Annotated in this window: 16 protein-coding genes; 8 read left to right on the forward strand and 8 right to left on the reverse strand. The window is 57.0% G+C overall.

Features of this window, described 5'->3' with window-relative positions; all coding sequences use genetic code 11:
* Window position 1 precedes the first annotated feature (1 nt).
* A complete protein-coding gene (locus AC0V61_RS08140) occupies window positions 2–871 on the forward strand; it encodes a 3-hydroxyacyl-CoA dehydrogenase family protein (RefSeq protein WP_486156749.1) in 870 nt (289 codons plus the stop codon).
* A 31-nt stretch (window positions 872–902) separates the two neighbouring features.
* Here AC0V61_RS08140 and AC0V61_RS08145 read toward each other — a convergent pair whose 3' ends face one another.
* Both AC0V61_RS08145 and mutS read right to left on the reverse strand, forming a co-directional pair.
* On the reverse strand, window positions 903–1,367 hold the full coding sequence (locus AC0V61_RS08145; protein ID WP_486156750.1) for a hypothetical protein: 465 nt from the start codon (window positions 1,365–1,367) through the stop codon (window positions 903–905).
* Between the two features lie 71 nt (window positions 1,368–1,438).
* Entirely contained in the window at window positions 1,439–4,066 is a 2,628-nt protein-coding gene (mutS, locus tag AC0V61_RS08150; RefSeq protein WP_486156751.1) for a DNA mismatch repair protein MutS, read from the reverse strand.
* Window positions 4,067–4,225: 159 nt separating this feature from the next.
* Here mutS and AC0V61_RS08155 point away from each other — a divergent pair, with 159 nt between their 5' ends.
* Window positions 4,226–6,487, forward strand: a complete 2,262-nt coding sequence (locus AC0V61_RS08155; RefSeq protein WP_486156752.1) for an NADP-dependent malic enzyme — start codon at window positions 4,226–4,228, stop codon at window positions 6,485–6,487.
* Here the strand turns inward: AC0V61_RS08155 and AC0V61_RS08160 are convergent.
* Window positions 6,484–7,713 carry an S-methyl thiohydantoin desulfurase family protein gene (locus AC0V61_RS08160; RefSeq protein ID WP_486156753.1) on the reverse strand — a complete coding sequence of 410 codons (1,230 nt, stop codon included), beginning with the start codon at window positions 7,711–7,713 and terminating at the stop codon, window positions 6,484–6,486. The genes AC0V61_RS08155 and AC0V61_RS08160 overlap by 4 nt on opposite strands.
* A gap of 77 nt (window positions 7,714–7,790) precedes the next feature.
* Window positions 7,791–8,495 carry a tRNA (guanine(46)-N(7))-methyltransferase TrmB gene (gene trmB, locus AC0V61_RS08165; protein WP_486156754.1) on the reverse strand — a complete coding sequence of 235 codons (705 nt, stop codon included), beginning with the start codon at window positions 8,493–8,495 and terminating at the stop codon, window positions 7,791–7,793.
* A gap of 95 nt (window positions 8,496–8,590) precedes the next feature.
* Between trmB and AC0V61_RS08170 the strand changes: the two genes are divergently transcribed.
* The gene (locus tag AC0V61_RS08170) at window positions 8,591–9,802 is read left to right on the forward strand and encodes a mechanosensitive ion channel family protein (RefSeq protein ID WP_486156755.1); all 1,212 of its coding nucleotides are present in this window, start codon (window positions 8,591–8,593) and stop codon (window positions 9,800–9,802) included.
* A 90-nt stretch (window positions 9,803–9,892) separates the two neighbouring features.
* Here the strand turns inward: AC0V61_RS08170 and ctrA are convergent, their stop codons facing one another.
* The gene (ctrA, locus tag AC0V61_RS08175) at window positions 9,893–10,588 is read right to left on the reverse strand and encodes a response regulator transcription factor CtrA (RefSeq protein ID WP_486156756.1); all 696 of its coding nucleotides are present in this window, start codon (window positions 10,586–10,588) and stop codon (window positions 9,893–9,895) included.
* 444 nt (window positions 10,589–11,032) lie between these two features.
* Between ctrA and AC0V61_RS08180 the strand changes: the two genes are divergently transcribed.
* Entirely contained in the window at window positions 11,033–12,013 is a 981-nt protein-coding gene (locus AC0V61_RS08180) for an SEC-C domain-containing protein (RefSeq protein ID WP_486156757.1), read from the forward strand.
* 69 nt (window positions 12,014–12,082) lie between these two features.
* On the opposite strand, the gene rpoN is transcribed toward AC0V61_RS08180, so the two are convergent.
* Together rpoN and lptB are read right to left on the reverse strand one after the other, a co-directional pair.
* Entirely contained in the window at window positions 12,083–13,594 is a 1,512-nt protein-coding gene (rpoN, locus tag AC0V61_RS08185; RefSeq protein ID WP_486156758.1) for an RNA polymerase factor sigma-54, read from the reverse strand.
* 11 nt (window positions 13,595–13,605) lie between these two features.
* The gene (gene lptB, locus AC0V61_RS08190; protein WP_486159499.1) at window positions 13,606–14,334 is read right to left on the reverse strand and encodes an LPS export ABC transporter ATP-binding protein; all 729 of its coding nucleotides are present in this window, start codon (window positions 14,332–14,334) and stop codon (window positions 13,606–13,608) included.
* 316 nt (window positions 14,335–14,650) lie between these two features.
* On the opposite strand from lptB, the gene AC0V61_RS08195 reads away from it, so the two are divergent.
* The gene (locus AC0V61_RS08195) at window positions 14,651–15,043 is read left to right on the forward strand and encodes a hypothetical protein (RefSeq protein WP_486156759.1); all 393 of its coding nucleotides are present in this window, start codon (window positions 14,651–14,653) and stop codon (window positions 15,041–15,043) included.
* 32 nt (window positions 15,044–15,075) lie between these two features.
* On the opposite strand, the gene ppa is transcribed toward AC0V61_RS08195, so the two are convergent.
* Window positions 15,076–15,603, reverse strand: a complete 528-nt coding sequence (gene ppa, locus AC0V61_RS08200; RefSeq protein WP_486156760.1) for an inorganic diphosphatase — start codon at window positions 15,601–15,603, stop codon at window positions 15,076–15,078.
* A gap of 142 nt (window positions 15,604–15,745) precedes the next feature.
* Between ppa and hisS the strand changes: the two genes are divergently transcribed.
* The 3 genes from hisS to prmC all read left to right on the forward strand — a co-directional run bounded on the left by hisS (window position 15,746) and on the right by prmC (window position 18,987).
* Window positions 15,746–16,981 carry a histidine--tRNA ligase gene (gene hisS, locus AC0V61_RS08205; protein WP_486156761.1) on the forward strand — a complete coding sequence of 412 codons (1,236 nt, stop codon included), beginning with the start codon at window positions 15,746–15,748 and terminating at the stop codon, window positions 16,979–16,981.
* A 117-nt stretch (window positions 16,982–17,098) separates the two neighbouring features.
* Window positions 17,099–18,166: a peptide chain release factor 1 gene (prfA, locus tag AC0V61_RS08210; protein ID WP_486156762.1), complete on the forward strand. Its 1,068-nt coding sequence runs from the start codon at window positions 17,099–17,101 to the stop codon at window positions 18,164–18,166.
* Window positions 18,163–18,987, forward strand: coding sequence for a peptide chain release factor N(5)-glutamine methyltransferase (prmC, locus tag AC0V61_RS08215; protein WP_486156763.1), 825 nt, complete (start codon window positions 18,163–18,165; stop codon window positions 18,985–18,987). The genes prfA and prmC overlap by 4 nt, the downstream gene beginning before the upstream one ends.
* Window positions 18,988–19,122: the final 135 nt, after the last annotated feature.

Here is a 19,122-nt window from a genome sequence, read left to right on the forward strand (position 1 = left end):
CATGCAGAAAATCGCCGTTATCGGAGCCGGGCAAATGGGCACCGGCATCGCTCAAACTGTCGCTGCGCATGGCATGCAGGTGATGCTCTCGGATATTGATCTGGCGACCGCTGAAGGCGGCAAGGCCAAAGTCGATAAGGCGGTGGCAAAGCTTGTTGGGCGCGGAAAAATCGAAGCGGATGCAGCCGAAGCGCTGCTCGCCCGGATCACCCCTGTGGGTGATTATGCGCCCATGGCTGAGGCCAACCTTATCATTGAGGCCGCGACTGAGCGCGAAGAGATCAAAAATATGATCTTTGAAAGCGCTGGCAAATGCCTTGCGCACGATGCCATTTTCGCATCAAACACAAGCTCCATTCCGATCACTCGGATGGCGAACCACTCACCGGACCCTGCGCGCTTTATCGGCCTGCATTTTTTCAACCCTGTGCCTGTCATGGGTTTGATCGAGGTGATCCCGGGTCTTGCGACTTCGCAAGAGACCACTGACCAAGTCACCGCTTTTGCGAAGGGTCTTGGTAAAGAGGTGGTGTTGAGCCAGGATGAGCCCGGCTTTGTGGTCAACCGCATTCTTTTGCCGATGATCAATGAGGCGGTGTTTGTGCTCGGCCAATCAACAGCTGGGATTGAAGATATCGATAAGGGCTGTCGGCTGGGGCTCAATCACCCGATGGGGCCGCTGCAATTGGCGGATTTTGTGGGCCTCGATACCTGTCTGGATATCATCAAAGTGCTCTATAAGACCACGCGCGATAGCAAGTATCGCCCCGCACCTTTGTTGGTGAAATATGTCGAAGCTGGGTGGCTTGGCCGCAAAACGGGCCGTGGTTTCTATGACTACAGCGGGGATGCTCCGGTCCCCACGCGCTAGACCCAGAAACCGCAAAAAATGCAGCCGCTGTTTAGCCGCCGTCGGTTGCGATTTCGGGGCGGGGGCCGATCTGTGGTGGGCGAACCTCAGGCGCTCCGGGAGCCGCTCTTGAGGTGATCGTTGGACCACCTGCACCGCCTATGTCACCGCCAGAAACGGTTTTTGACCGGTGGTCGCCAAAGACCGGGGCATCGTTGGTCTCCTCGGGGATTTCGGAAAATCCACCGCTTTGCGCAGCGACGCTTGGTGCACCCCAATCATCGGCTGTGCCAGCATCTTCGGCCCAACCTGTCGCCGCGCCAGATGCAAAGCCTGCTTGAGGCGCAGCGGCTGGCTGAGCGGGGGCAGGGGCCTGCTGCAAAGAGGCTTCTTGTACGGTGTCTTCCTCGCCGGGCGTAAACTCTTGAAAAGCAACGCTTGCCACTAGTGCAACGGCAACAACAACGCCGGCAAAGCCAAGCGCGACCTTCGGATTTTCAAACATCGGATTAGACATGGGCTTAGCTTTGCCCAAAGAGAGTTAAGGAATGGTTTGGTTTAAGGCCGGTCCCAAGCCGTAACCGCAAATCAATCGAGGGACGTTTTAAGCTCATACAAGAGGTCAAGCGCATCGCGCGGTGATAACGCGTCCAAATCAGCGTCGCGCAGGCGATCTGCAAGCGCGCTCTCAGGCGTTTCGCGGAGGGGCAATGGATCAGCGGCCGCAGCAAAGAGGGGCAATTCCCCCAATCCCGCAGCGATACCGCCCGTTTCATTGCGCGCAGCTTCGAGCTTTGCAAGGACCTCATCAGCCCGTGCAATGACAGCAGCTGGCACACCGGCAAGCTTTGCGACCGCAAGGCCATAGGATCGGTCTGCTGGTCCTTCAGAAAGCTCATGGAGGAGAACAAGGTCCCCCTTCCATTCACGAGCCCGCACATGATGGAGCGAGAGCTGCTCGCAGGTTTCTGCAAGGCGTGACAGTTCGTGGTAGTGGGTGGCAAACAAGCAGCGACATTCGATCTTGGAATGCACAGCCTCAACCACCGCCCAGGCAAGCGCCAGACCATCATAGGTCGATGTGCCGCGTCCCACCTCATCAAGGATCACAAGACTGTGTGAAGTCGCTTGGGAGAGGATTGCAGCGGTCTCGACCATCTCGACCATAAAGGTGGACCTGCCCTTGGCAAGATTATCGGAGGCACCCACCCGGCTGAAAAGGCGATCAACCAGGCCGATATGCGCCTCGCTTGCAGGGACATAACACCCGGCCTGCGCCATCAAGACGATGAGCGCATTTTGGCGCAGGAAGGTCGATTTACCGCCCATATTGGGACCACCGATAAGCCAGAGACGGTCATCATCATTAAGCGAGCAATTGTTAGCGACGAACCGATCACCAGACTTGTTAAGAGCCGCTTCCACCACCGGATGCCGCCCAGCTGTGATGGTGAGAGCGCCGCTATTTGAGATTACAGGCTTGCACCAGTCGCCCTCGCTTGCGCGTTCTGCATTTCCGGCCGCCACATCGATACGGGCCAGTGCTGCAGCTGTCGCGGCAATGGCCTCGCGCGACCCGACAACGCTGGCGCACAGCGTTTCAAAATGCGCCTCTTCTGCCGCGAGCGCCCGCCCGCCTGCTTCTGAGACCCTCGAGGCCTCTTCATGCAAAGTGACCGAGTTGAACCGCACCGCGCCTTTCATCGTCTGGCGATGGGTAAAGCCGCTGTCGGGGGACATCAAAGGATCGGCATGGCGGCTGGGCACCTCGATGAAATAGCCAAGCACGCCGTTATGCTTGATCTTGAGCGAGGTGATACCCGTCTCTTCGCGGTAGCGCGTCTCCATTGCCGCGATTGCGCGCCGCGCGCTTCCCGACATTGCGCGCAGTTCATCAAGGCCCGCGTCATACCCTTCGGCGATAAACCCGCCATTGGATCGCTCTGTCGGGGGTGATGCAACAAGCGCGCGAGAAAGCTCATCAATGAGCGCGCCATGACCTGTAAATTCCGGCAGGATAAGGTCGAGCAGGGTCGGACGGTCTGCTTCATCAGTCAGCCAGCTGTACAGGCGAGCCGCCTCTTTCAGCCCATCGCGAACCTGCCCCAAATCGCGCGGAGATCCGCGTCCTGCGACCACCCGGCCCAAGGCGCGGCCGAAATCCGGGAGCGCCCGCAAGGCATCGCGAAGATTGGCTCGCTCAATCGGTCGCTCCAACCAGAATTGGACAAGTGCCAAGCGGTTTTCAATGGCAGATTGATTGAGCAGCGGTGCGGAAAGGTCCTCTGCCAAAAGACGCGAACCTGCCCCTGTTGAGCACCGATCCAAAGTCGCAACCAAACTGCCAGCGCGCCCACCGCTTGATGCCTCGAGGATTTCGAGGCTGGCACGCGTTGCCTCATCCATCGCCATGCCAAGATCGGCATCGCGCGCAGTAGGGGGCAAAAGGAAAGGCAATTCGCCGCGACCAACATGGTCCAGATAGGCGATGAGACCACCTGCTGCTGCCAGCATTGCGCGTGTGAATTCGCCAAAGCCGTCAAGGGTGGAAACACCGTGGAGCGATTTGAGGCGCTCTGCCCCCTGGTCGCTGGCAAAAGTGCTGCGCGCTTGTTCGGTGGCTTCTTCGGGCCCATGCTCCCAGCCTTCCGGCACCACGACTTCGCTTGCCCCGAGCCGTGCCAATGATGCCCCCACCAGCTCAGCTGGGCATTCCTCAAGCACAAGCGCACCGGTCGAGATATCGCAGGAGGCTATCCCTATGCGCCCGCGCACTTCACCAAGAGCGACAAGCAAGTTGGAGCGGCGCGGCTCCAGCAAAGCTTCTTCGGTGAGGGTTCCAGCGGTAACAAAGCGCACGATATCGCGCGCAACCAAAGCTTTGGAGGCGGGGCGACCTTCCCGTTTGGCGCGTGCCTTGGCCTCATCGGGGGTCTCGGTCTGCTCGGCAATGGCGACGCGCTGACCCGCTTTGATAAGGCGCGCAAGATAACCTTCTGCCGAATGCACCGGCACACCGCACATAGCGACCGGTTCCCCGCCATGTTCGCCGCGTGCAGTCAGGGCAATATCGAGAATGTCGGAGGCGACTTTGGCATCATCGAAAAACAGCTCGAAGAAATCGCCCATGCGATAGAACAGGAGCGAGCCTTCCGCCTCGCGCTTTAACGCAAGATATTGCTCCATCATGGGAGTGGGCTTTTGTGACGCTGCCATTGCCCTTGGGCGTGCCAGCGGGTGGGCGATTCGGGAAGAGCGCAGCCTGACTTATCCGCCGCAGGCGTCACTTGTGCATTCACCCACTATCCTCAAAAGAAAACGCGGGCTAAGGCTCGGCATGAGATGGTGCAATTGAGGATCACGTAGGGGGCACATATGGCTGATGAAACAAAGGGCGGCTTTACCAGCCGCGAGGCGCTTTTTTACCACGAGACTATTCGCCCAGGTAAGCTGGAGATCGTCGCAACCAAGCCGATGACCTCGCAGCGCGATTTGTCGCTCGCCTATTCGCCCGGTGTCGCGGTTCCGGTTGAGGCAATTGCCGCTGATCCCGCTTTGGCTGCGCGGTACACTGCAAAAGCAAACCTTGTCGCGGTGATCTCCAACGGTTCGGCGATTTTGGGCCTCGGAAATTTGGGCGCGCTTGCCTCTAAGCCTGTGATGGAAGGCAAGGCGGTCTTGTTCAAGCGCTTCGCCGACGTGGACTCGATCGATATCGAGCTTGCGACCGAAGACCCGCAAGCCTTTATCGAGGCTGTGGCGCTGATGGAGCCAAGCTTTGGCGGCATCAATTTGGAAGACATCAAAGCGCCCGAGTGCTTCATCATCGAGGCCGCCCTTCGCGAGCGCATGAATATTCCAATCATGCACGATGACCAGCACGGAACCGCGATTATCACCGCGGCTGGCTTGCTCAATGCGTGCTATCTCACCGACCGCAAGATCGAGGACGTTAAAGTCGTCGTCAACGGTGCGGGCGCTGCTGCAATTGCGTGTACCGCTCTCATCAAAGCGATGGGTGTGCGCCATGAAAACGTGATCATGTGCGATCGCAAGGGTCCGATCACGATTGGCCGCGACAATGTCGACCAGTGGAAGAGCGCCCATGCCGTCGCCACAGATGCGACGAGCCTTGAGGAGGCGCTTAAGGGCGCGGATATTTTCCTTGGCCTTTCGGCAGCTGGCGCTCTGAAACCGGAATGGGTCGCCGATATGGCGGACAAGCCGATCATCTTTGCGATGGCCAATCCCACGCCTGAGATCATGCCTGATGAGGCCAAAGCCGTGCGCCCCGATGCGATTATCGCGACCGGGCGCAGCGACTTTCCGAACCAGGTTAACAATGTGCTGGGCTTCCCCTTCATCTTCCGCGGCGCACTCGATGTGCAGGCAACGACAATCAATGAAGAGATGAAGGTCTCTGCCGCGACCGCGATTGCAGAACTCGCCCGCGAGCAAGTGCCCGAAGAAGTGGCAAGCGCTTACGGCAAGAACCAGAAGTTTGGCACCGACTACATTATCCCTGCGCCGTTTGACCCGCGCCTTATTGAAGTGGTGTCGTCAGCCGTGGCGAAGGCTGCGATGGATTCGGGCGTTGCTCAGGTCAGCATCGATGATTTTGACGAGTATAAACACGCGCTCAAATCGCGGCTTAACCCTACCACTTCCGTGCTTACCGGCGTTTACAATGAAGCGCGCGCGAACCCGAAACGCATGGTCTTTGCTGAAGCCGAGGAAGAAGTGGTGCTGCGCGCTGCGATCCAGTTTCGCGACTTTGGTTACGGCACGCCTATCCTTGTTGGCCGCACGAAAGCGGTGCTCGACAAACTCCATCAGCTGTCGGTCTCTGACCCGCAAAGTTTCGAGATCCAAAACTCTGCCGACAGCGAGCATGTGCCCGCAATGGTCGATTACCTCTACAACCGGCTCCAGCGGCGCGGCTATACCGAGCGTGATATTCGCCGAATGGTGAACCAAGAACGCAACGTCTTTGCAGCTCTTCTGGTTGCGCTTGGCCATGCCGATGGCATGATTTCAGGGCTCACCCGCACCTATGCGCAGACGATGCGCGAGGTAAATCTTGTGATCGATAAGAAAGCCGATGCGCTGCCCTTTGGTATCCATATGATGATTGGCAAGAACCACACGACGTTCCTTGCCGACACAACGATCAACGAGCGACCAAGCGCAAGCGAGCTTGCCTATATTGCCCGCGAGACCGCCGCTGTTGCGCGGCGCATGGGACATGAACCACGCGTTGCATTCCTCTCCTATTCGACCTTCGGAAATCCGTCGGGCCAATGGCTCGCTGACATCCGCAAAGCCGTCGCAATCCTTGATGAGGAAGGCTGCGATTTTGAATATGAAGGCGAGATGGCGCCTGATGCTGCCCTCAACCCGGCTGTGCAAAAGCTCTATCCCTTCAGCCGTCTGTCAGGTCCAGCAAACGTTCTGATTATGCCGGGCCTCCAGTCCGCCAATCTGTCGGCAAAGCTCCTTCGCGAGCTGGGCTCAAACACGACCGTTGGCCCGATGTTGCTTGGCATGGAGAAGCCGGTGCAGATCGCCCCGATGACGGCCATCGCGCCTGATGTGTTGACCTTGGCGGTTCTGACCAGCGCTGGGATTGTGGTTTAAGCCAGACGCTCTTCGATGGGGATATAGTCCTCATCATAGCCAAAATAGCGCGGCGAAAAGACGTCGAGCCCTGCCTTAGTGCGCCAAAGCGGATCGCACTTGAAGCCGAGGACGGTGACCTCTTGACCCTGAGTATAATCGGGGTTGCCGACCCCTTCTGCGGTGCGCCGGTCGATCACGCTGATGAGGTCAGGGCAAGTGGCCACAACTGAGCCATTGCGCCGGGCAAGCAGGTGCTCGTTCTTGACTTCGGTTTCGAAGGTTTGCCCTGCAAACGCGCCATCGCCGGTAAGTCTGACTGTGCCTTGTAAGAAACCTGCCTCATCACGCCATTGCGTGCCCGAAACGCGGCCTGTGAACAGCAGATAGCCATCACCTGCCGCGCGCGCGGCTTCGATGGGGTCTCTGCCCGCAGCTTTCGCCTCGCGCACCGCTTTGCCGATCGCCATCGAGAGTGTGAGGCTGTCTTGGACAAGCGTTCCCCCAGCTTTCGCCTGCGCGCCAGTGATCGGGCTATCCGCAACACCGCACTCCCGGCTGACCACCGCGATACTGCGCAAGATGTCCTCAGCTCTGGTGGGATCGCCCAATGTTCCGACCACCATTTCATCGCCAAAGGGGGTCGCTGCGCCAATCGGGGTGAGCGGTATTCCCGCCACTTTTACAGAGTGTTGGTTGATTTCAGGAACCGCGCGCCCCACTGTGTCGGCGTCGAGTGCAGGCACCCCAAGGCGCGCTGCAATCGAGAGACCCTCTGCCAGGCTCAGCGGCCCGATCTCGCCCAAAATGACGCCTGCAAACTTTTGGTCTAAGTGCTTTTCCAAGGTCTCAAAGGCGGCTTGTACCGGGGCATCGACCCGGTTCTCAATGCTATCCAGCCGTTCCTGCATGGCCGGATCAGTGTTCGCGAGCGAGGCGAGACCATATGGGCAGGCCACCCGGTCATCATCGGCAAGCGCAGAAACGCTAAGGGCTGTGAATGCATGGCCTGCGGCCAAATCACTTGCGATCAGCTTACGGGCTTCTTCCAAGCTGCCCCCGCCGCCGGTGCCAAGATAAGAGCTGCCCACCAGCGCATCTTCCAGATCGTCCGCGGTAAGCGGCCTAGCGGCATCATTGGCAGCGCGCGCGGCGCCCGAACTTGCGCCCGGTGCAACTTCGCTGCACGCCGCGAGCGCGCCTGCGGTGATCGCGAGCCCGCCTAGAAATTGCCTACGTGATGTCATGTTTGCTTCCCCGTTTTGATAGGATACTGACGGGAAAAGACTTGCAAGGCAATGTGCCGAAGGGTTCGAACCTGGGGCTAGCCCTTTCGCCGGAACCGGAAGTACCAAACCTCGTGCCCAAAGACATTGCGCGCCTTGGTTTCATAGCGGGTTTCACACCAGCCCGACGGGCGATTTTGCCAACTCTTTGGACCTTCGACGGCCCACTCAAACTCATCGGTAAAGCGCTGCATCACCATAAGCGCATGGCGCACATAGACCGGGTGATCGGTGCCAAAGCGAAATTCTCCGCCGGGTTTCAATTTGTCCGCGATCATCTGCACTGGGCCATCGTTCATCATGCGGCGTTTGGCGTGCTTGTTCTTGGGCCAAGGGTCAGGGTGGAGCAGATACACCATCAACAGCGAGCCATCGGGGATGCGCGAAAGCACCTCAATCGCATCGCCGTGGTGAAGGCGCACATTGGACAGCCGCTGGTCATCCACATGAGTTAACGCCTGGGCCACGCCGTTGAGATAGGGTTCTGCACCGATCAAGCCATGATTGGGCAAGAGATCAGCGCGATAGGCAAGGTGCTCGCCGCCGCCAAATCCAATCTCGAAATGTAAGGGGCAATCCTCACCAAACAGACCTTCTGCGGTCACAGGACCGCTTTCAGGAACCGCTATCTGGGGCAATAAACTGTCCACCAACCCTTGCTGCTTGGTGCTCAGCGGTTTGCCAATGCTGCGACCGTAAAGCCGGCTAAGAGTGGTAGGATCGCCTTCTTTATATGCGCTCATGCCGGGCTCGCTAGTCGGGTGAGGGGGGATTTGTCCAGCCATAAGAGTGGCGCATGGCTTGAGGCCTTGCATGCGTTTCCTATATCGCACCGGGTATGGAACAGCTTTTGGCTCTATTTAGCGCGCAGCCCATTTGGGCGCAGACCATCATCGGCGTGATGGGGCTTCTGACCGCCTCGCTTCTCGTCAATTACATCTTGAAGGATGTGATACTCCGACTGGTTTCGCCTTATCTGGATCAGAAAAGCGAGACGATCGACAAATCCGCCACTTGGTTTGCAACGGTCGCACCGCTCTTGGTGGTGTCTAACGGAATAGTCCTTGTGCCGGGCTTGCCGCAGTGGGTCGTCACCGTGATCGCCAACGTGACGCAAGCGGTGATCGTGCTGTCCATCGCGATGGGGATCGTTAAAGCGCTGACCTATGTGAATGAGGTATACGAGCGCCGTCCCCAGGCTCGTAACAAGCCGATCAAAGGCTATCTTCAGGTTGTCAAAATCGTTGTCCTGTGCGGGGCGGCGATCATTCTTATTTCGATCCTGATCAACGAATCTCCGCTGCTGCTGCTGAGTGGTTTGGGTGCGATTACCGCCGTTTTGCTCTTGGTCTTCAAGGATACCATCCTCAGCCTTGTGGCGAGCGTTCAACTCACCACCAACGATATGCTGCGCGTGGGCGATTGGATTGAGATGCCGGGGATGAACGCGGATGGCGATGTGATCGATATCTCGCTCCACACGGTGAAGGTGCAAAACTTCGACAAGACAATCACCACCATTCCCACCCATCGCCTCGTCTCAGACAGTTTCCGTAATTGGCGCGGGATGAGCGAGAGCGGCGGGCGGCGCATCAAGCGTTCGCTGCAAATTGACCAGAATTCGGTTCGCTTCCTTTCTGACGAAGAGGTGCTGGACCTCAAGAAATTTAAGATTCTTAAACCTTACCTTGCTGAGCGCCGCGATGAGCTTGCCGAGTGGAACAGACACGAGCTTGGCCAAGATGACGCGCCGGTAAACGCGCGGCGGATGACCAATATCGGCACTTTGCGCGCTTACATCGCAGCTTACATCAAATGGCATCCCCGGATCAGTCCGAACTTCACACTGCTGGTGCGTCAATTGCCACCGGGCGCGCAAGGGCTGCCTATTGAGATCTATTGTTTTACCGATACGACCGATTGGAACACTTATGAGGGCATTCAGTCCGACATCTTCGATCACCTGATCGCAATCGTGCCCGAATTCCACTTGAGCTTGTTCCAAGAGCCAAGCGGTAGCGATTACGCGAAGCTCGTAGAGCATGAGTAAGGCTGTAGGAAAATAATACGCAGGAAAGCAAAACGCCCGGAAGCGGGGAGGCTGCCGGGCGTTTCTCGCTGAATATTTAGGAAGCTAGCTTCAAGCGGCTTCGGCATCCTCTTGTGGGTCACGAAGCACATAGCCGCGGCCCCAAACTGTTTCGATGTAGTTCTCACCGCCGCATGCCAGGCTGAGCTTTTTACGCAGCTTACAGATGAAGACGTCGATGATCTTAAGCTCAGGCTCGTCCATGCCGCCGTAAAGGTGGTTGAGGAACATCTCTTTGGTAAGGGTAGTACCCTTGCGAAGCGAGAGAAGCTCGAGCATCGCATATTCTTTACCGGTGAGGTGCACACGGGCGCTGTCGACTTCGACGGTTTTCGCGTCCAAGTTAACCGCAAGCTTGCCGGTGCGGATGATTGATTGGCTGTGGCCTTTTGAGCGACGCACAACAGCGTGAATACGAGCCACCAGCTCTTCGCGGTGGAAGGGCTTGGTCACATAATCGTCGGCGCCAAAGCCGAAGGAGCGGATCTTGCTGTCCATCTCGGCAATGCCTGAAAGGATAAGAACTGGCGTTTGCACCTTGGCAACGCGCAGCTTCTTAAGAACGTCATAACCGTGCATATCCGGCAGGTTGAGATCCAGCAGAATGATATCGTAATCATACAGCTTACCCAGATCCAGGCCTTCTTCGCCAAGATCAGTAGAGTAAACATTAAAGCCTTCAGTCGTCAGCATAAGCTCGATGGCTTTTGCCGTTGTTGGCTCGTCTTCAATCAACAGCACTCGCATTTCTGGTCCCCTAGTTGCCCCAACTGGTGGAGGGAGATGTGCATGGTAACGTCTCGCTAAGAGATGTTGCCCTCTATTAACCACACAAGTTCTGAACGGAAAAGGTTAATTATGCGTAAACCTAGCAATTCCGGCGAGTCGCAGGGGTTATACGTAGTGCTGGATCGAGGCGTGAACAGAGCGTTTGGCACACTTGGCACACTGTCCAGAGGGAGAAAACCTTCGCCGGCGAAATGGGATGGCGAGAGGCGTTAGGATTGACGAAGAAAGGGTTACCATTTGAGCGCCGACATAGCCGCCAATGGCCGCTGTAGGAAAACGGCTTGGCTTTGCATCTAGCTCGCAAGGCCGCTCTTGGGTGGGAAGCGAACGTTTGTTTCGGCCTAGTGCGTGTTAGCTCCCTAAGTGCTTAACTCGGTGTCAGTTGCACTGTAGTCTCGATCCATGAGTACATATCGCAATCGAATTTGCTCTTGTGGAAGTCGGCAAAAGTTTAAGCATTGCTGTGGCGCTCCTTCTGAAACTGTTTTGCGACCTTCGGATGATGAGCTGCTAGAATTAGCTTGCGAAGCCGACGATGAAGGTCTGCATTTGGGTGAAGAGCCAAAGCAACGAGCTTTTATGAATGTGCTTAGGATCTTATCGAAATTAGGCATCGAGGGTATTCCCTTAACCGGGGAGAAGTCTCCCAAAATAATCAAGAGAGTTCATCGCGCAAATGATCGACTTTTCAGGCCAGTCGATCAGCGCGACGGGGGAGTGCACTTAGGATTTTTCATGTTCCGAGACTTATTCGCACGCCTCTATATTCCAATGATATTCGGTAGCCCTATAGTCGATTTTTGGGAGCTTCTAGACCTGTCTGAAGACCAAAAACGGTGGATGGCCAACGATGCTGAGGCCATTACAAGATTTGAGGATCAGGCCATCGACTTGATGGATTTCGCATACGGCTTCATGGAGTTTGGAAATACCCGCTCAGTTACCGAACAATCGAAAGAGCTCATTTATCGCGCACATATTCAGCTAGAAGCCGCGGCTTCAACGGCGACCGGAGCATATGATTATCGGGGAACGCTACAAAGTGCACTACTCGGCTCTGAGCTTGCTTTGAAAGCAGGGCTTTCTTGTAATGGCTACAGCGATGATGATCTTCGCAGGAAATTCGGGCATAGTTTGTCGAAGGCAGCGAAGGCTTTGGGCAAATGCGAAACAGCTTTCGACGCTGACCGCGTCATTCGCGCCGCGCGGACTTTCCCCGATTTCGTTCAAAGTCGGTATAGCGGTCCGCAACCAGATAGGCGTGAGATGGGTCACATCTTGATGAAAGCGCAATTCATTGCCTCCGAAGTCACTCGCACCTTTACTGATAGAAATGTGCGAGCCGGCGAGACTGACCGCAAAATTCGCAGCTACCCGAGCTAACTTTTGGTGTGGTGTTCGCAATTGCGTCGTGAGCAGACTGGCGGTTTTTGGTCCTTGAAGCCAGCAGCCTCAAATCCCCGCCAGCTTCTTCGCCCGCCGCCGTTCCGCGCTCGACCCGACCCCAATCGCCTCCCGGTACTTCGCCACCGTGCGCCGCGCCAGACCGAAGCCTTCTTCGTTTAGCAGGTCGGCGAGTTTTTGATCGGACAGCACCTTCTTGGGGTCCTCTGCATCCGTCAGCGCTTTGATCCGCGCCTTGATCGCTTCGGACGACGCTCCCTCGCCATCCGATGAGGTAACGCCACTGGTGAAGAAGTATTTGAGCTCGAATGTTCCGCGATCACAGTGAAGATACTTGTTCGACGTCACCCGGCTCACCGTGCTTTCATGCATATCGATCTGCTCGGCGACTTCACGCAAAGTCAGTGGGCGCAGTTCAGACACCCCGCGCCGGAAGAAGCCATCCTGCTGCTTCACAATCTCAGCAGCAGTTTTAAGAATGGTCTTTTGCCGTTGGTCGAGCGCGCGGATCAGCCAATGCGCGTCCGCCAACTTTTCCTTAAGCCATCCTTGCGTTTCGGCATCCGCGCTTTTGCTCTCGCCGCCGAGCTCGACATAATAGTCGCGGTTTACGATCAGACGCGGGAGCGTGTCTTCGTTCAGCTGAATATCCCAGCCCCCGTCGTCTTTCGCGCCCAAAAGCACGTCGGGCACCACCGCCTCACCCACCGATGAAGCAAAGGCAAGGCCCGGCTTTGGATCATATTGCCGGATTTCAGCGAGCATATCGCCAAAGTCTTCATCATCGACGCGGGCGAGGCGCTTCAATCGTGCAACCTCGCCTTTGCCCAGCAGTTCAAGGTTGGCGAGCATGGTCGCCATCGCCGGGTCATAGCGGTCCGCATCTTTAGCCTGAAGCGCAAGGCATTCGCCCAAATCTCTTGCACCCACCCCTGTTGGGTCACACATCTGCACGACCTCTAGTGCGTCCTCAGCAACTTCCAAGTCGACGCCGATATCATAGGCCACATCGCGCAAAGGGGTCGTTAGATACCCTGCATCATCCAAAAGCCCCGCTATATGCCGCGCGACAAATTCCTCGCGAGGATTACACGAAAGTCCGCCAATCTGCGCATCGAGATGCTCGGCAAGCGTAAGTTCAGCCGCCTTTGTGGCCTCAAGCCCGGGGAGGTCCTCACTCCCGCCACCGGCACCGCCCGCAGAGCCCCATTCGGCATCAGAGGGCCCGCCCGATCCGATGCTGGCCTCGCCCGTATCGCGGTCGCGGTCGATTGCAGAGACATCAATATCAAGCGGGGCTTCGCTTTCCCCCTGAACTTGGCCCATCAATTGGTCGGCGGTGAATTCTTCGCGCGGAATATCGTCAGGCTCACCCGGTGGTGCTTCTTTGTCGGCAGCAACAGAGCCGGTGTCGAGCAGCGGATTGCTTTCGAGCGCATCGCCGATGAATGTTTCAATTTCCAGATTGGACGCCGCAAGCAGCTTGATCGCCTGCTGAAGCTGGGGCGTCATTACCAGCTGCTGCGATTGGCGTAAGTCGAGGCGGGGGCCTAATGCCATGGGCTAGTGAGCTACAGTGTAAAGCTCTCTCCAAGGTAAAGCCGCTTCACGTTTTCATCCGCAACGAGCGCCTGCGGGGTGCCAGCGAAGAGCACTTGCCCGCCGTAAATAATGCAAGCCCGGTCCACGATATCCAGCGTCTCGCGGACATTGTGATCGGTGATCAGCACACCAATGCCCCGGCCTTTCAAGTCCTTTACAAGATCGCGAATATCGCTGATCGACAGTGGGTCGATGCCTGCAAAAGGTTCATCCAAAAGCATGATCGAAGGTTTCGCCGCCAGAGCGCGTGCAATTTCACAGCGCCGCCGCTCACCTCCGGACAAGGCCATGGCTGGGCTTTCGCGAAGGCGAGTAAGACCAAATTCCTCTAGCAAACGCTCCAACTCTTGTGCGCGGGTCGCTGCATCGGGTTCAACCATCTCAAGGACGCAGTTGATGTTTTGTTCAACCGTCATTCCGCGAAAAATGCTGGTTTCTTGTGGCAAATAGCCAAGACCGAGAATCGCGCGCCTGTACATCGGCAGCTTGGTAACATCCTCACCGTCCATCAGGATGCGACCCGAATCAGGCTTTACAAGGCCCATAATTGAGTAAAAGCAGGTGGTCTTGCCCGCGCCGTTTGGCCCCAACAGCCCAAGCACTTCGCCCTTAGCCACGGTCAAAGAGATATCGGTTAGAACGGCGCGCTTATCGTAGCTTTTGGCGATCGAAATGACCTCCAGCCCGCCGTCGGGCATAGGTGCTGTCGCGTCGGCACTCGCAGCGTTTTGGGCGCTTTGCGTCTCATCAAGGATCGTTGTGTCGCTCATATGATTCTCATGTAGCACCGTCATTTTGGGAAGGAAGAGGCAGAAGCTTCGTTTTGGCAAGATTTTTGCTTAACCCAGCATTGCGCTAATCGCAGCATAGGAAAAACCCCTTAATTCCGGGGGCTTCTTCGCCTTTCCATCACTCAGCGTGGTGCAATATTTCAATTTGGTTACTGAGCTTGCAACAAAGCGCTCTGTTTGAGATACTCTGGGTTTGAGAGAAGATGTCGTTGGGGAACGCATAATGAACGAGCTGATGAACAGCCAAAAGGTCGCAGAGGATGCCAAAGCGCCCGTTTTAGAAGACGGCGCAAATGACTGGCGCAAACGCATGAGCGATCATGTCGCTTATGCCTTGCTGGTCTATACCGCCCTTCAAATTTTCATGACGGTAAAGGCGCTTTCAGACGGAATCTCGTCGATCCTGCCTTACATTGCCTTGATTATCCTTGTGGCCGCCATCATTCCGGCATGCCGCTGGTTCGAGCGGCGCTGGACGGTGATGTCCGATGAAGAGGCGGTCGATCCATCGTTCGCGGGCGCATTTCGCCGCGACACGATGATGCTCTGGGCGCTTGCCATTGGCCTGCCGCTCATCCTCACCGGAATTTGCAAAGCGATCTTCGCGGTCATTTAAGAACTGACGAGCGAAAAGTCGTGCTGTGGGCCTTACGCTTTGGCCCGCTCGATTGCTTCAAGAACAATTCGGCGTGCCTCTTCGGCATCGCCCCATTTCCCGATCCGCACCCACTTCTCAGCCTCAAGGTCTTTGTAGTGGGTAAAGAAGTGCTCGATCTGTTGCAGGATGATCGAGGGCAAATCCTTGGTCTCGCCCACGTCTGAATAATATGGGAAGGTCGTGTTCACTGGCACGCAGATCAGCTTCTCATCGCCGCCATGTTCATCTTCAAGGTTCAGGACGCCGATTGGGCGGGCCTTCACAACGCAGCCGGGAATAAAGGGTGATCGCGCGATTACGAGCGCGTCGAGCGGGTCGCCATCGGGTGAAAGAGTGTGCGGCACAAAGCCATAGTTTGCCGGGTAACGCATCGGCGTATGCAAGATGCGGTCGATGAACAGAGCGCCGCTTTCCTTGTCGAATTCATACTTTACCGGTTCGCCGCCTGTTGGCACTTCGATGATGACATTGAGGCTTTCAGGGGGATTGTCACCGGTAGGGATCTTGTCGATACGCATGCGTTATCCTGCTTCTTAATGTTTAAGACCCCTCTCCCAAAAGGCTTAATGCGCGGCCTCTAGCGAAAGCAGGGGCATTGCGAAAGACCTTCCTTAGTCGTAATCGCGCTTTCACATCTCAAGCCTCATTCAAACGGACATCATGAGCAAGAACACGCCAAAAGCCATTCGCGGCACACAGGACATTTTTGGACCGGACGCAGAAGCCTTTGCCTTTGTGGTCGAGACCTTTGAGCGTGTGCGCAAACTCTATCGCTTTCGCCGTGCTGAGATGCCGGTCTTTGAAAAGACCGAAGTGTTCAGCCGCGCGATTGGTGAGACAACCGATGTGGTCTCTAAAGAGATGTATTCGTTCGAGGATCGCGGCGGCGATTCCTTGACGCTGCGCCCCGAATTTACCGCAGGGATTGCGCGCGCATACCAAACTAATGGCTGGCAACAACACGCGCCTTTGAAGCTTGCAACGCACGGGCCGCTGTTCCGTTACGAGCGCCCGCAAAAGGGCCGTTATCGCCAATTCCACCAGATCGACGCGGAGATTTTGGGCGCAGGCGAACCGCAGGCCGATGTTGAGCTCCTCGCCATGGCCGATCAGCTTTTGAAGGAGCTTGGGATTGAAGGCGTGACCTTGCATCTCAACACGCTGGGTGATGCGGCAAGCCGCGATGCGTGGCGCGCTGGATTGATTGAGTATTTTGGGGCGGTTTCGGGTGAATTGTCTGAGGATTCTCAGGAGCGATTGCACAAGAACCCGCTGCGTATCTTGGACAGCAAAGATCCGCGCGACCGGGCATTTGTCGCCGATGCGCCCAAGATCGATCAGTATTTGTCCGATGAGGCGCTCGCGTTTTTTGAGAGCGTGACCAGCGGCCTTGATGCGGCGGGCGTCGAGTGGAAGCGGGCAGAAAGCCTTGTGCGCGGGCTCGATTATTATCGCCACACCGCGTTTGAGTTTATCCCTGATGAGGGGTCCGCTGCGGCTGGTGCGCTGGGCGCCCAATCGACCGTGCTTGGCGGTGGGCGCTATGATGGGCTGATGGAGAGCCTTGGCGGTGCGCCGACGCCTGCGGTTGGCTGGGCGGCTGGGATAGAACGGCTGGCTATGTTGGTGGGAGAGCGACAAAGCGAGCCTCTTGAAGCAATGGTTCTGCTTGAAGATGACGCTGGGCTTGCTCACGCGACACAGCTCTTAAGCGATTTGCGCAAGGCTGGGTTTGTCAGCGATATGATCGCCTCGGGTTCAAAGAAAAAGCGCTATGATAAAGCGATCAAGCAGGACCCTCGAGCTATCCTTCGTGTGAACGAAGATGGGTATTACGGTTTTTCGGGCGACGACATTGATCCGGCGCTTTCAGATTTTCTCAAAGACAAGGTCTAGCCTCCCCCGTCACCCTGAACTTGTTTCAGGGTCCATCTCACCCCCAAGCGACGGCGGTGAGAGCCTGGAAATGGATCCCGGATCAGGTCCGGGATGACGACGAAGAGAATACACCCAATGAATATCCCACAAGAACGCCTCGACCAGATCGCCCATCGCTTTGCCGAACTCGAAGCGCGCATGGCATCCGGCACCCTCGAGGGCGACGCATTCGTCCAAGCCAGCCGTGATTACGCAGAGCTTGAGCCTGTCGCCAAGGTCGCCGCAGACGTCACCGCTATGCGCGAGGAAATTGTAGGCCTCGAAGAGATGCTCGCCGACCCTGAGATGAAGGATATGGCCGGGGAAGAGCTCGCCGCGATCAACGAGGCGCTGCCCGAAAAAGAGCGCGCGCTGGCCATTGCCCTTCTCCCCCGCGACCGGGCGGACAGCAAACCCGCGATGCTCGAAATTCGCGCTGGCACGGGCGGAGACGAAGCGGCGCTTTTCGCAGGCGACCTTTTCCGCATGTATGAGAAATTCGCAGGCGAGCAGGGGTGGAAAGTTGAACCCGTCTCCATGAACGCTTCCGAAGTCGGCGGCTTTAAGGAAATCGTCGCCAATGTCACCGGCCAAGGCGTCTTCGCCAAACTCAAGTTCGAAAGCGGTGTCCACCGTGTGCAGCGGGTGCCCGTCACCGAAAGCGGGGGGCGTATCCACACCTCGGCGGCTACCGTGGCAGTGCTGCCCGAACCCGATGAAGTCGATGTGCAAATCGATCCCGGCGATCTTAAAATCGACACCTATCGCGCCTCTGGTGCAGGCGGTCAGCACGTCAATACTACCGACTCGGCCATCCGCATCACCCACGAGCCAACCGGCCTCGTAGTCACCTGTCAGGACGGGCGCAGTCAGCACAAGAACAAGGAAAAAGCGATGCAGGTCCTGCGGGCAAGGCTTTACGAACAGACCCGCGAAGCTGCCCAGGGAGCCGAGGCCGAAGCACGCAAGGCCATGGTGGGTTCCGGCGATCGTTCAGAGCGCATTCGGACCTATAACTTCCCGCAAGGCCGTGTGACCGATCACCGCATCGGGCTCACTTTGCACAAACTCGAAGAGGTGCTGGCAGGCACGGGGCTTGATGAATTGGTGGGCGCGCTGATTGCCGAGGACGAAGCCAAGCGACTGGCGGCGCTGGCGGAGTGAACGTTGCACAGGCCATTCGCGCGGCCACCGCAAAGCTTGAATCCTCCAGCGACACCGCGCGGCTCGACGCTGAACTGCTGATGGCGCATGCGCTTGGGGTGGATCGCTCGGAGATGCTCTTGCGGCATATGACTGACGCAGTGCCCTGCACATACTCTGAATTGGTTACTCGGCGTGCGACCTGCGAACCGGTGGCACATATCAGCGGGACGCAAGAGTTCTACGGTCGCAGTTTTTTGGTGACACCCGACACCCTGATCCCGCGGGGAGATAGCGAGACGCTTATTGATGCTGCACTCGAACTTGCTGACGGTGCGCGGCGCGTCCTTGATCTAGGAACAGGGAGCGGTGCGCTTCTGGTTACCGCTTTGCTTGAATTTAGCGATTCAAGTGGCCTCGCGACGGACAGGTCGCCCGAGGCGCTTGAAGTGGCCGAGGTCAACGCCCGGAATCTTGACCTTGATGAAACTCGCGCCCAGTTTGCACTTCGTGATTGGACCCAAGACAGCTGGACCGTTGATCTGGGCCAGTTTGACGTCATCCTTTGCAACCCGCCTTATGTGGAAGACGAGGCCACCCTTGAACCCGACGTACGCGAATTCGAGCCCGCCTCAGCGTTGTTTTCTGGGCCTGACGGGCTCGACGATTACCGTATTCTTATTCCGCAAATGCGCGGGCTTATGACCGATGACGCGATCACAATTCTTGAGATTGGAGCGAGTCAAGGCGAGGCTGTTACACAGATCGCAAAAGACGAGGGCTTCGATGTGACTTTGCGCAAGGACCTTGCCGGACGCCCGCGCTGTTTGGTGCTTTCTTAGTTTGGGACAGTCTTGGGTTGACGAAAAAGTCATCAGGGCTTGGCAAAAGCAACAAGGCTCGCTAGCTATCGAATCGGAACACCGCTCCGCGATCTTACGCGAAACGCTGATCCAAGCTCCAAATTCCTTGTTAAT

It is taken from the genome of Erythrobacter sp. JB1-4 (assembly GCF_057365025.1).

Excerpts from the sequence above, each read along its gene's own strand:
- ctrA (WP_486156756.1), bottom strand. The coding sequence starts at position 10,588 with ATGCGAGTGCTGTTGATTGAAGACGAGCCAACAACGGCAAAAGCCATC.
- AC0V61_RS08170 (WP_486156755.1), top strand. The coding sequence starts at position 8,591 with ATGGAACAGCTTTTGGCTCTATTTAGCGCGCAGCCCATTTGGGCGCAG.
- prfA (WP_486156762.1), top strand. The coding sequence starts at position 17,099 with ATGAATATCCCACAAGAACGCCTCGACCAGATCGCCCATCGCTTTGCC.
- hisS (WP_486156761.1), top strand. The coding sequence starts at position 15,746 with ATGAGCAAGAACACGCCAAAAGCCATTCGCGGCACACAGGACATTTTT.
- ppa (WP_486156760.1), bottom strand. The coding sequence starts at position 15,603 with ATGCGTATCGACAAGATCCCTACCGGTGACAATCCCCCTGAAAGCCTC.
- AC0V61_RS08140 (WP_486156749.1), top strand. The coding sequence starts at position 2 with ATGCAGAAAATCGCCGTTATCGGAGCCGGGCAAATGGGCACCGGCATC.
- trmB (WP_486156754.1), bottom strand. The coding sequence starts at position 8,495 with ATGAGCGCATATAAAGAAGGCGATCCTACCACTCTTAGCCGGCTTTAC.
- AC0V61_RS08145 (WP_486156750.1), bottom strand. The coding sequence starts at position 1,367 with ATGTCTAATCCGATGTTTGAAAATCCGAAGGTCGCGCTTGGCTTTGCC.
- AC0V61_RS08195 (WP_486156759.1), top strand. The coding sequence starts at position 14,651 with ATGAACGAGCTGATGAACAGCCAAAAGGTCGCAGAGGATGCCAAAGCG.
- AC0V61_RS08180 (WP_486156757.1), top strand. The coding sequence starts at position 11,033 with ATGAGTACATATCGCAATCGAATTTGCTCTTGTGGAAGTCGGCAAAAG.
- AC0V61_RS08155 (WP_486156752.1), top strand. The coding sequence starts at position 4,226 with ATGGCTGATGAAACAAAGGGCGGCTTTACCAGCCGCGAGGCGCTTTTT.
- rpoN (WP_486156758.1), bottom strand. The coding sequence starts at position 13,594 with ATGGCATTAGGCCCCCGCCTCGACTTACGCCAATCGCAGCAGCTGGTA.
- AC0V61_RS08160 (WP_486156753.1), bottom strand. The coding sequence starts at position 7,713 with ATGACATCACGTAGGCAATTTCTAGGCGGGCTCGCGATCACCGCAGGC.
- lptB (WP_486159499.1), bottom strand. The coding sequence starts at position 14,334 with ATGCCCGACGGCGGGCTGGAGGTCATTTCGATCGCCAAAAGCTACGAT.
- mutS (WP_486156751.1), bottom strand. The coding sequence starts at position 4,066 with ATGGCAGCGTCACAAAAGCCCACTCCCATGATGGAGCAATATCTTGCG.